We start from the raw sequence: 12,461 nt of genomic DNA, 5'->3' as shown, positions 1-12,461 counted from the left end.
AATAGAATTAACCCCAAACAAAGAAACATACGAATATGCATTAAAATCTAATCCATCAGAATGCTTAGTATAAAAACTATTCCAATAATGAGTTTTACCAACGCCCCAATCTCCTTTTATGACGGCAACCCGATGATCTGAAACTAGAAAATTTTTTAGAAATGATTCTATCGATTCCATTAGTATCAATCCTTTAATTCATATATTGGGCGTAACAAACGCCCAATATAATCAACCTTTCTTCATCAACTCTCGTTTAATTTCATCGGTACGCATCGTGACATCGGCAGCTGTGATTGCCTCGTTAAGTTTCACGATGTCCTCGATTTCCTGCGGTGACTTCTCTGCCAGATGGAAAATGGCTGCGCGAATCACGTCAGAACGGGTGAACTTCTCGAAGCGAGGGATAAACTTCATCATTTCCAGAAGCTCGAAGTATTCGTCTTCCAGTGACATAGTGCGACTTTTAATTTTCTCTTTGCCACGAGTCGGGCGTCCTTGTGGTCTGACTGGTTGGCGCAAAGGAGTTGTGTTCTTGGCCGGTGCATCAGGCTCTTTGCGCTTTGCTAGGTCACCCATTTTCATGGACATTATTCTTCTTCCTCCAGACTCAACAGATAATCTACAAATTCTTCAAACTCGGCTTCCGCCTTTTTGTCGCGCTCGCTACCGGTCATTTCGAAGATAGAACGACCAGACTCTTCCGCATCATCGTAGACGTTGCGGTTATATAGATTGACTGGCGCAGACTCGATGCCAAACGTCTCGACAATCTCTTTAGCCGCCAGAATGCGAGACACTTGTGATGGCAAAGCCGGGCACTGGTTCATGACCGCGCGGACCTTCACTTTATCGTTTACATTACGAACATTGTCGATAATAGGATCGATGTCACGCAGAGATTTCAAATCACGCCGCTTAGGACGAAGCGGGATAATGATAACGTCGGCCATCAGCATCGCTTGTCGCTGAATTTCGGAGTCAAAGCCACCAGCATCTACCACTACATACTCAGCTCTACCCTGAAGCGATTTTAGGTGCTTAATGATGTCATCTTGAACGTATGCAAAAGGAATCAGCTCAAGATCTTCATTCTGTCGACGGTCTTCACACCAGCTCGTTGTCGTGCGCTGAATATCTATGTCGGTGATATAAACCTTCTTCTTCTTTTTGACTTTCAGGCAAACGGCAATTTGCTGGGCAACGGTGGATTTGCCAGGCCCGCCCTTTGTGCCGCCAACCACAAAGATCTTGGTCATTGGAGAGTTCCCTTTGCGTATATAATTATCGTCTGAAACAACTTGTTTTCTTATATGTGATATAGCCTAAATGCCTACGGCTGTGGTGTAAAGGTTAAATGGTAGGTGCTGCCTTAGAATTTTTAGGCGAGAATCAATGGCTGTTAACAAAAAAGGCGACCAAAGTCGCCTGATTTTTAATCTTTTAGGTATAAACCTACTGGAGTTCTTGTTTTGCGGGAGATGATAAGTACGATAAATTTCTGAACGTTAACTTGCACTTTGTTTGGGAGCCAAGAGCTTAACTCTGCATCAAGCAACAATCCTCTGTTCCACGGCAAAAATCCGGTTTCTTTCCCCATCCCGTACTCACCTAACACATCCTCGAACGTTTCTGTTTTGGCATTGTATATACGCACATCGCCGGTTCGCATGAGAGGCCCTGCCCAGATCTTAGCACCAGGAATGGTTTGTGTATCGTCGCAGACTAAATGCTCATACCAATGAAGAAGAAAGAGATAGGTACGGTGACACAATCCTCGCTGACGACGCTCTCTGACAGTTTCGACACCAGCTACCTGGTAACATTCGATCTCATTACCGTCTTCAACAAAACTATATTCACGCAGAGCTATCCTACCAGCGATCGTATTTTTGTTTTCGTCCAGAAGCCCGGACTGGAGCACCTCTTTGATAATCTCTTCTTCAGGGGCATCTTCATCCGCTCGATCTAAGATGAATTCGCTCAAGTCGCCTTGGTCGCGCGCACCTACACGTTCCATAGAGACATACAGGCAAATGTCATCTTCTGGTTCAATGATTTCAATTTCTGAGATTTTATAGAGGGAGGCTTCATTGATAAGAAAGCCAAAACGAACAACACGAGTCTCCCCTTTATGAGGAAACTCGCTTAGATCTTTTGAATATGCGCTATCTAGTGTAGGAGCCATTTTGTAGCAGAATCATCAGCCTTAACCGTGCTGACAATGCTACCATGATTGCGTAAGAAGCGGCGAATAGAATGTTCAATAACCTCCGAAAAAGCCTCGATAAAACGAGACAGCTCAGGGTACTGTTTAGCTGGCTTGACTACAAAACGAACACGACCATTCAGGTAAATTGCTTCAGCTAATGGCTTCACGCTTGCACCAGCGCGCTCAACATCGTCTTTGAAGGTAACGATGAAGCGTGAGTCTTCCGGTTCAATAGCGTCATTATTGAGCTTACGTACTTCAAGCTTGTGCTGATTCAGCACATGAGTCTCGATAATACTCGTGCAATCGCGAATAGTTTGTATAGAACGTTTCTCGTTCAGCATGTGTCCACCTTAGCCGTTAACACAAGTGTCATTGCGGCACCCCTCTCGGGGTTGAAGGCTACGAGGATGCGTAGCCTGTATGTGCCCACTTACGTGGATGCCTAATAAATCTACATCAAATTACTAAATGATTCAACATGAGCTTGAGTGAACAGGCGTGTATATGAGTGAAGATGCCATCTTTAGGATAAAAGGTAAACTGAGACCACTCATCAATCATCGACTCAGTTCAGGTGCCCCCACTCACACAGCCTTTCACCTATCGTATTGTGGATAAGCAACTGTCGCTCCGTTTCCTCAGTCATAAAATCCTCTCTACTCACATAGATAGGATTTGCAGCATCGCAGAATAGCACGCCTGGAGCCTGCGTCTTAATCACGCACCCATTTATCAAACAGCTCGCGATGAACACCAGAGGCATCTTTTTGCCGCACTTCATTAACCGTTTCATTTTTGACATCCACTGTGCTTTGAAGTCGTTTTCTGTCTTCCTGTTTTGCCTTCTCTTCCATTGCTCGTCGCGCCGCATTTCCGCCCATCGTGTAAGCGCCGACAAGAACGAAAAGAACGGCAGCCAGCGTAATCAAAGCAACTTTTAGCTTTGTCATCAGGCTGCCTAGCATATTAGACCATCCCTTTCTGGTGTCTTCTTACCTGCGACCAGGCGATAAATCCAGCCACAACAATAGTGGCAATACCGAAGATGATGCGTACTGTATCCCCGCTAGAGATATGACCTTGTGCTTTATCCATAGCAGCGGAAACCTGCGGCATAACATCGGCCAGCTGCGCCAGACCAATACCTGCTGTAACAGTTGCGCCAGCGGTTTCTTTAGTTACAGGAACAGCCTTCACGGTTTTCACCGGCTTAACGACGCCAGCTCGACGCAGACCTTCCTCAATAACTTCTGCCGCATACCAGGTGTTCAGCGTTTTTAGTGGACCTCGACCATTCTCGTGGCGAATGATTGCCTCAACCAAAGGTCGAAGGATGTCGTAATCATGCAGATCGATGATCATGTCTGCGGTTACACCAACGGCTTTAGACACCTCATTAATGTAGGCGTCAGTATTGTTTTCATTCGGCGGTGCCCAGCGTTCAATAACTTCACGAATGGTATCGATACTTGAGCCGTCTTTTGCGCGACGTTTGTCGTGGTAGGTAATTAGAGTCACCGCCAGCGCACGAATCCCCCAAACAGGGTCTTTAAACGTGCAAAAGCGCGGTTCGTCTGGATTCGCAACCAGACCTTGCCACGGTGATCCTTTATCAAGATTACCGGGGTTATTATTACGAATGCCTCTCGGAGTCTTCATCCTTGATCTCCTGTTATTGCAGTCCATTTTTTACGCCATACGCGGCTAACCCCAAAAGCAGTGCAGTAATAATGAACGACGTTATTTTAGAAACAATGCCGCCAAAGAACCCACTGGAGATGGAATCTAACCGGTTAAGGAGCTTGTCCAGGTTGGAGTGTTGAATACTATGTTGCGCTGGGGTCATATCACCAAAGTAGGTTTTCAGCTGATCATTGACCTCCTGGCCAATTTCTTCACGTAGCTCTTTGCCTAATTTGCCAACAACCTCCCGAGCAACGATCGCGGCAATACGCTCAACTTGCTCTGTTGTAACGCCCGCCATCTCGTTCGACATGTTTTCCTCCGTGAAAAGTCAAATCGGGATGGCGGATTTATATCACATTTCTCCTTCTTGTTGTAGGTGTGTACTTACTTATCATTCAACATTGCAACGGACTGATGAGAAAGCACCTACTCCAACCCATCGCCAGTTATAGATGCTACCCGCTTTGTATAAGGTATAGTCGTTCACTTTTTTAACAGCATATATGGGTATGACTGTCTCCTGTCCACCAATGATAGCCTCACCATAACATATAGGTGTCGGCAATTTCTGGCAGCCAGTAAGAGAGAGAACAACAGCTATTGTTAGAAATAATCTTTTCATCATTTACTCATCAGTTATACAGATTTCTATTTATTACCGGTACTCTGCCATTTACGCTAAAACTATGGCCGCCATTAAGTTGGTTTACGAATATCGAGCTAACAGTATTTCCATATGCCGCATATCCATAAACCATTGTCATGGCTCCGCCCGGTACTGGAACAGCGAACACATTCGCATATGTTGGGATTATCGCTGGTGGGTAATCAAAAACATGCCCTCCAGAGCTGTTCCACTCCGTATTATTAAGAAAGGTAAATGAAAGTGGGATATTTGCCGTATTATAGATTTCCTCCCCTTGTGCATTGAAAAAACTCATGCCCCAAGTTTCTTTTTTGGCTATACCTTTCGAAAATACGTATATCGTGGCACTAGAGTCGCTACCCTGACCTCCGAAACTGTAAATCACCTGGTTGTTACGCACTATTCTGTTGGCTATTAATGAAACAGCTTTCGAATAGGCAACAAAAATCATCGGTGAACGATCTGGAGATATTTGGGTGTTAAACTCTGTCCCGCCGGATAAAGAAACAACCTGCTTTCTCTGAAAAACGATAGGAGACAAAGAAGGAGACATCCAGACCTTCCCGTCAGATCGATATATCTTGCTTCCGTACATTATTTTTGAAAAACCAATATGTTTAAATTACCACTAGCTCCAGACCATGAAATGGTATTTCCAGAAACCGTAAGACTTGTGTATTTCCCATTGGTTACGTCCATTATGTAATAGTCGATTCCCAATCCCGCCTCAACATCATATGTTCTACTTCCAGAACCAGAGGGAGTAAAATAATCGAGGTAATAAACAGGGGCCAACGCATCGACCATCTCCTGTCTTGATGGCGACCAAACCTGTGCACCATAGCTCATAAATATATCCTTATAACTGCGGTTGTGAGGCCATATTTATCGACCTCACAACCATCTTATAAATTATCCTTATTAGAAATAATGTCTAAATCAGTTGCTTGTTGCCCCAACAGTACCGGCAAATTTCAGCCATTGACCTGACGGACTTCTATTACTACGGTAGTGATAAACGAGGATTGCGTTTGTCACTCCACCGTAGTCAGCTTTATGTGACGTTGTTAAACGAATTGTATAATCACCGTTAGGTAGATTAAAAACTTCGATTATAGATTCTGCTAATTCTACAGCACCAAATCCCGTTATATTGTTGATACTGCCAGCATTGAATCCCATAGCATCGCCAAAGCCAATCCAATAACTTTTGCTAAATGCCCCATTTGATTTAAGGTGGCTAATGAATGTGGACAAACTCATGCCCATATCCCCACCAGAAACAGAGGAAGTTCGCACAGTCATGCTTGGAAGAGAACTACTCTTCACATAGGAACTGAGAAGGTTTGTTACCTCTGTTTTCGTATAAGCATTAAGGTTAGCCGCAGTCAAAGTTATATCGGCAGAGCCATCAAACGCCACACCAGCAATTTTCCTTGCTGTCTGCAATTTTGTGGCGGTTGCAGCATTACCAGTAGTGTTCTGATTACCGGTCGTATTCACACCAGGTAAGTTAATATTGGCTGTACCGTTAAAACTAACACCACCAATAGTACGAGCCGTTTGTAACTTCGTGGCTGAAGCAGCGTTACCAGTCGTATTCTGATTACCCGCTATATTGACGCCCGGCAAGTTAATATTGGCGGTACCATTAAACGATACACCTCCAATTGTTCTGGCAGTTTGCAACTTCGTTGCAGTGGCTGCGTTGCCAGTAGTGTTCTGATTACCGGTGGCATTGACACCTGGAATTGAGTCTTTGGACGTATAAACTTGCGCCCATTCAGACCAACTAGATGTATCCGTATCTCGTCGCGAACGTACATGTACAGGTGCATGAGCACCACTTGTACCGCTCCAACCTATGAACAACTCACCTTCACCAACGGCCGTTGCGCCCTTAAGATGAAGCACATTCCCGTAAGTCGAAGGATAGCCGTTGTTATATGCCTCGTACATCTGCAATCCAGTAGCAGCGCCTTGCGTTGTGCCTGTGAGCGCAGTAACGCGTCCTCTGGACGTAATTGTTGGTATCGAAATATTCGCAGAGCCGTTAAACGACACCCCGTTAATAGTTCTAGCAGTTTGCAACTTGGTCGCTGTGGCCGCGTTACCGGTAGTATTCTGATTACCGGCAGCATTAACACCAGGCAAATTAATATTCGCAGTGCCATCGAAGCTAACACCACCGATGGTTCTTGCTGTCTGCAATTTTGTAGCTGTAGCAGCATTACCTGTGGTGCTTTGATTGCCAGCTTTGTTAACTCCGGGCAAGTCGATGTTGGCAGTTCCGTTAAATGAAACGCCACCAATCGTTCTTGCCGTTTGAAGTTTTGTAGCGGTTGCGGCATTACCAGTAGTGCTCTGATTACCTGCCGTGTTTACACCAGGCAAATTTATGTTCGCAGATCCATCGAAGGCCACGCCGCCGATAGTTCTTGCAGTCTGCAATTTCGTGGCGGTACTCGCATTACCATTCAATGAACCAGTTAATCCACCAGTAACAGACAACGGACCTGAAACCGTCCCTCCTGATGTTGATAATGCACCTATATCCGATGGCGTAGGTTTGTATTTTGTATTGTAGTCTCGTCGCCAGCCTGGAGAATAATCTGTCCCGTGGTTAATATAAGTAAATTGAGCGTTAGCAGTACCACCACCGCTAGATGTTGTTGGTGTGGTAACGCGGATCGTCATTGCGGACTTTATCCCCATTACCTCAATTACTGCCCCGGCAAGATGAATATCGCCACAACCAGTATCAGTAATGATTTTGTTGTTGCCATACGACCATGAGCCTTTACACATCCAGTACGGATGATTAAACGCCCCTTGAGAGTCCAACCATTCGACAAACTGTGCCGTAGTCCAGTTTCCTGCTGTTGTGCTTACAGAGCCTCCAAATGCTCGACCAGCGCCAATATTTTTCGTGAAGGTATCCTTACCTGGTATATCAGCACCATTCTGGTTCTTCGCCAATCGGCTATTCGCATTGTCATTCGCAGCTTTAACTGCCTTTGGAGTTGCAGCCAGTGATTCACTGGTGCTATCTGTCGCACTACTAAGTTTCACAACACCTTTAGTTGTAAGGCTTGCGTCTTCCATCGCAACTGCACCGGCAATCTCTTCAGCACGATCAGCAGCAGCTTCTGCACGAGTCGCAGCAGATTCGGCAGCAGTTTTGCTCTGAGATGCAGCCGTCGCACTGCCTGCCGCCTCTGTTGCCTTTGTGGATGCCGTTGAAGCACTACCCTTCGCTGCTGATGCCTGCTTGGTCGCCTCATCTTTTGAAGCGGATGCCGAGGTGGCTGATGCAGACGCAGAACTTGCAGATTCAGCAGCTGCCGTCTTAGAGGAAGCAGCATTGTCTTCTGAGGCCTTTGCATTTGTTTCAGAGGTTTTTGCTGCCGATGCTGAATTTTTAGCAGCTGTAGCCTGACTCGTCGCCTCTGTCGCTTTTGTGGTAGCTGTTGTCGCGGATGAAGACGCGCTTTCCGCAGATCTTCCTGCCGCAGTTGCACTCGATGAAGCACTATCCGCACTTGCTGAGGCTGCGCTGGCTGACGCTTCTGCCGCAGATTTCGAACTGTTTGCAGACGATGCACTCTGTTCGGCTGCCGTTTCAGATGCTTTTGCGTTTGTCTCTGACGTTTTTGCTGCCTTAGACGAATTTGCAGCTTCTGTTGCCGATGATGCCGCCGCGTTTGCACTCGATGAAGCGTTAGTCTCTGATGCTTTGGCTGCATCCTTAGATGCAGAGGCACTGGACGCAGATGTTGCAGCCTCCGATGCTTTGGTCGATGCTACAGACGCTGATTCTGCTGCCGCTTCTTTTGCGGCTTCTGCGTTCGTTTCAGATTTTTTCGCAGCAGTTGCACTCGCACTTGCAGCACTTTGTGAGGAAGCCGCAGCGGATGCACTTTGAGACGCTTGAGAGGCTTTTTCTCCAGCGGTATTGGCGCTTTCTGCTGCTGCGGCAGCACTGGCCGCCGCCTCACGAGCTTTGTCGCCAGCAGCGTCAATCGCGTCGGTGTTATTTTTATACCACTCAACGTTTTCGTTGTGCTCGTTGACGATCTGCATTAGCGGCTTAACGGTCACTTCTGTACCGTCTTCACGCTCGATTGTCACCTCATCCAGAGCAGTCAACCAACTGCGCATGGACTTGGAATCAGCCGACATACGCGACATTAGCGCAGTAAAGCGCGCGCTAAACTGTGTTAAGTCGCCTTCATAGGTCGTAATGATTCGGCACGGAACTTCAGACTGAGTTTCGCCGGTATAAGGTTCTGAGAGAACAATATTCGTATCGCTTGTTACGCGCTTGATCTCATACAGCTTATTGTCGGGACCAATGACGATCATGCCCGGCAACACACCATTAGCTGTTACGTTCCAGGCTGTCCCAACCCCAACCAGAGTATTGCTACCCTGTGTAAATGTGATAGTACCTTCCCTGTACCACATGTTGAATATGCTCCTTGATTTGGTGGGCTATCCTTGCCCACCATAAAGTAAGTACCTACTTATTTTTACCGATGTAAATATTTTTTTCTACATCACAGAAGGCCAATTCTTACTCGTAGGACGTTGTTATCGTCATAAACGTCAATCCGCTGACCATTTATGACCAGTCGCCCATTACCTCCGCTATTACCGTTGATCTCAAGCGTTCCATTTTTGCCAAACCGCCATCCAGATCTACCGCTAACAAAATTGGTAGATTGCAGATCGCCTACTTTTGCATTGGTGATTGTGCCATCTTTGATATACGCACCATTCATATAGGCGATACTGTTTTCGATAACAAATGGCGTGGTGATCTTCCCGTTAACAGAGTTGACCAAACCAAATCTGTCCGCCTGCACCAAAAACTGAGAAAGACCGGTGGTGTCGATACCAAGCGCAATACCGGCAACATACTTCTGCCCTCCGCTCGTTGAAGTCTCCATTTTCAACGTCCACGCGGTTGAGACTTTTTTGTTGGTATCAGCAATGGCTGTTGCCTGCTGTTGAATTGTCGCGGTATTTCCATCCACCTCTGCTTTCAGAGTATCGATTCGCCCACTTAGAGCATTATCTGCCTGCGTTCTCGCTGTCGTTTCAGCTGTGACCGCCGCAGAAATGTTGGCTGCTGTTTGAGACTCTAAGTTTGTGATTTGAGTCGCCAGTGCCGCATCTTGCTCTGTACGCGTTTTCGTTTCGGTTGCTACAGCCGCTTTAATATCCTCTTTGTATTGAGAGGTCAGCTTGGTGATCTGAGATGACAACGCCGAGTCAGCATCAGTTCGAGCCTGCGTTTCAACTGCAACGGCCGCACTAATATCTTTCGCAGTCTGTGCTTTTAAACTTGAAACCTCTTTTGTTAAAGCGGTATCACCATCTGCACGAGCCGTTGTTTCTCTGGCAAGAGATGCCTCGAGATCATTAGCTTTTGCTGTAAGAGACGTAATCTGAGTGGACAATGCACTATCGGCATCAGTCCTTGCCTTTGTCTCTACAGCAACCGCTGCGGCAATATCAGTTCCGGTCTGTGCTCGCAGGCTGTTAATTTCTCGTGAGAGCGCCTGGTCAGCACTTGCTCTGGCCTCCTGCTCCTGAGTGATGGCAGCGGATATATCACCGTCAACCTTTGACTGAAGCTGGTTTATTTGTTTGGCTAACGCAGAGTCCCCGCTTGCTCGAGCCTCCTGCTCACTACGTATTGCAGCAGAAATATCATCATCAACCTTTGCCTGAAGTTGGGTGATCTGACTTGCCAGAGCCGAATCTTCCGTTGCTCGGGCTTCTTGCTCTTCCTTAATAGCTGCGACGATATCGTTGCTTACTTTCGACTCAAGCTGAGTGATCTGTGTCGTCAGAGCTTCATCGGCAGATGTACGAGCCTCCTGCTCTGTACTAATCGCCGCGCTGATATCTCCTTCAAACTTAGATTGCAGCTGAGTGACACGCTTTGCCAACGCTTCATCGCCATCGGCACGAGCGGTGGACTCTTCCAGAATACTGGCCTTAATGTCTTCGCCAATTTCTACGCGAATTTCCTCAACCTTCGTGGCCATTGCAGACATATCATCAGCAAAGGTTTTCTGTGTTGTTGCGATCTTCGCGTTATTAACCATCTGCTTGTGCTGGTCTTCATCTTGACGAAGAGCCAAGTCAATATTTGTTTTGGCTAACGCCTCAATGTTCGTAGTCAGTTCTGCACTGGCACGATCGACCTCTGCAACCGTCTTTTTCATTTCTTCAACGGCTGCGGAACTTTCCTCTACCGTCGACTGCAACACTTCCAGTTGTTTAGCGTTTGCGGCATCACCTTCTACACGAGCCTCGCTTTCCTTAGCAATAAGAGCCGCCGCTTCGTCTCTTGCAGCCTTTATTGCTTCGACTGTATTGGCGAGTGCTTTATCGTGTTCCGATACGGTATTTTCGATTTCAACAATTGCAGCATCAGTAGCATCAATTTTTTCAAACGCTTCATTGACCTTGTCGATCGTTGCCGAAACCTCACCTTTAAGCTCGGTTTGCGCGCTCTCCAAAGCATCGCTACGCTCGTTGAATTTTATTTCAAAATCCGCGAGGTTATCGCTGAACTGCTTATCTAATTCAGCTATATCTTCCTTAACGTCGTTTACCGACCCCTCCAAAGATTCGACGCTCTGGTTAATATGCTCATTTAACTCGTCAACTGCTTCTTGAGAGGCTTTGCTGTTGATGTCCTCAAGCAGAGCCTGACCAAGCTCGGAAGATGTAATTTTGCCAGTCAGGAACGACAGTACATCGCGAGTTGTCGCCTCTGTACCCAAGTTTGAGTTCGGAGGACTTAACATACCTCGCTTGTTCGATGCTCGAACCCAGTAATACCACGTTTCGCTATCCCCAAGACCAGCATGTGTAAAGGTGGTGCTTGCAGACTCTGCGATCAGTTTCGCCGTATCCAGATTGTTGGTCTGGGATGCGTAAACATTAATGTGATCAAGGTCTACCGAATCTGGATTAACCCAATTCAGTATCACATTACGATAGTCTCCAACGGCCGTTAATGACGTTGGGGCATCCGGCGGTGTCATTGTGCCCAACACCTGATAAACGGTACTGATAATCTCTGTTTTTTTACCGTTGAATGAAACCGCATACAGCTGGAAGTCGTAGCGTCCATTCTCCGCGACATTAACGATTTCGTATTGCTCTTCGGTTACACGCGCCGATTGCCAGTTCGATACATTGTTTTCATCAGAACGTCGCCAACTGATCCAATACTCTGGAGATTTCCCTTCCCATGTTGCAGTCAGTTTTACCGACAGGTTGCCCGGGCTTGAGAGGTAAGTCCCTTCAGTGATTTGCAAATTAGACGGCTTGGAGTAAGTCGGGTCCAATACCGTCGTATTCTGCGGGATAAGCGTTGCACCATTGTCGATCGCCTCATATTTAGACGGATTGTTTTCAACAGCGGTGATGTCAAAGCTACCCGACGTTTCCCCCTGAGCGATGTTAACGATGCGAACGCGCATAGGTTCGAGATCTGGTTCTGTAATTGTCCAGACACCGTTCAAAACAGGCGTTTCCGCTGACGACAGAGCTTTTGAAAACGTAACCTTTGTTATGTTTTCGCCAGTTTCAAGAACATCGCGTTCAACGATTTTGCCTTCCTGATTCAATATCCGAATAAAGCTGCCGCTTTTAGCTAACGACACAGGCGCATCGAGAGTGATGCTGTTTTTGGTAAACTCCATAATTCGACCGGAGTTACGTTTACCTGCACGATATTTGTTCTGAATCAGAACGGTTTCACCGGGCATCAGAAATGAGGCGTCTAAGCCGGCAGTAAATGTAATTACATCCGACTCCATTCTGGCGGTATATGTCACGAACGGTGCAATAGTGATCCACACCCAACGCCTGAAATCAGATCCAGGG

Annotated in this window: 12 protein-coding genes and 1 pseudogene; all 13 read right to left on the bottom strand. The window is 46.6% G+C overall.

Annotation, left to right across the window (positions count from 1 at the left end; translation table 11 throughout):
• A pseudogene (locus HEN21_RS22895) lies at positions 1 to 180 on the bottom strand (P-loop NTPase fold protein); the annotation flags it as partial.
• 51 nt (positions 181 to 231) lie between these two features.
• Positions 232 to 585, bottom strand: a complete 354-nt coding sequence (locus HEN21_RS21815; RefSeq protein WP_160378290.1) for a hypothetical protein — start codon at positions 583 to 585, stop codon at positions 232 to 234.
• 5 nt (positions 586 to 590) lie between these two features.
• Positions 591 to 1,259: an AAA family ATPase gene (locus HEN21_RS21810; RefSeq protein WP_000161229.1), complete on the bottom strand. Its 669-nt coding sequence runs from the start codon at positions 1,257 to 1,259 to the stop codon at positions 591 to 593.
• Positions 1,260 to 1,435: 176 nt separating this feature from the next.
• On the bottom strand, positions 1,436 to 2,188 hold the full coding sequence (locus tag HEN21_RS21805) for a hypothetical protein (protein ID WP_001717321.1): 753 nt from the start codon (positions 2,186 to 2,188) through the stop codon (positions 1,436 to 1,438).
• Complete coding sequence (locus HEN21_RS21800) at positions 2,173 to 2,556, bottom strand: hypothetical protein (RefSeq protein ID WP_000931257.1); 384 nt, start codon at positions 2,554 to 2,556, stop codon at positions 2,173 to 2,175. The genes HEN21_RS21805 and HEN21_RS21800 overlap by 16 nt, the downstream gene beginning before the upstream one ends.
• Before the next feature lie 372 nt (positions 2,557 to 2,928).
• Positions 2,929 to 3,180: a hypothetical protein gene (locus tag HEN21_RS21795; RefSeq protein ID WP_000901561.1), complete on the bottom strand. Its 252-nt coding sequence runs from the start codon at positions 3,178 to 3,180 to the stop codon at positions 2,929 to 2,931.
• 1 nt (position 3,181) lies between these two features.
• Entirely contained in the window at positions 3,182 to 3,874 is a 693-nt protein-coding gene (locus HEN21_RS21790; RefSeq protein WP_000856758.1) for a membrane protein, read from the bottom strand.
• 13 nt (positions 3,875 to 3,887) lie between these two features.
• Positions 3,888 to 4,211 (bottom strand): hypothetical protein, encoded by a 324-nt coding sequence (locus HEN21_RS21785; RefSeq protein ID WP_001717323.1) that lies wholly within the window; start codon positions 4,209 to 4,211, stop codon positions 3,888 to 3,890.
• A gap of 81 nt (positions 4,212 to 4,292) precedes the next feature.
• Positions 4,293 to 4,523, bottom strand: coding sequence for a phage exclusion lipoprotein Cor (gene cor / locus HEN21_RS23640; protein WP_033803601.1), 231 nt, complete (start codon positions 4,521 to 4,523; stop codon positions 4,293 to 4,295).
• A 10-nt stretch (positions 4,524 to 4,533) separates the two neighbouring features.
• Positions 4,534 to 5,100, bottom strand: a complete 567-nt coding sequence (locus HEN21_RS21780) for a hypothetical protein (protein WP_225088409.1) — start codon at positions 5,098 to 5,100, stop codon at positions 4,534 to 4,536.
• Between the two features lie 41 nt (positions 5,101 to 5,141).
• Positions 5,142 to 5,396 (bottom strand): hypothetical protein, encoded by a 255-nt coding sequence (locus tag HEN21_RS21775; protein WP_048959172.1) that lies wholly within the window; start codon positions 5,394 to 5,396, stop codon positions 5,142 to 5,144.
• Positions 5,397 to 5,486: 90 nt separating this feature from the next.
• Positions 5,487 to 9,014: a phage tail protein gene (locus HEN21_RS23210; protein WP_228968002.1), complete on the bottom strand. Its 3,528-nt coding sequence runs from the start codon at positions 9,012 to 9,014 to the stop codon at positions 5,487 to 5,489.
• 92 nt (positions 9,015 to 9,106) lie between these two features.
• The coding region (locus HEN21_RS21765) for a phage tail tip fiber protein (RefSeq protein WP_207106164.1) at positions 9,107 to 12,461 on the bottom strand (3,355 nt) is incomplete at its 5' end.

Source organism: Escherichia sp. 93.1518, from assembly GCF_013368915.2.
In the GTDB taxonomy this organism is placed as follows: Bacteria; Pseudomonadota; Gammaproteobacteria; order Enterobacterales; family Enterobacteriaceae; genus Escherichia; species Escherichia ruysiae.
Note: the sequence above shows the minus strand (reverse complement) of the source record. Positions and strands in the feature narration are given on the sequence as shown.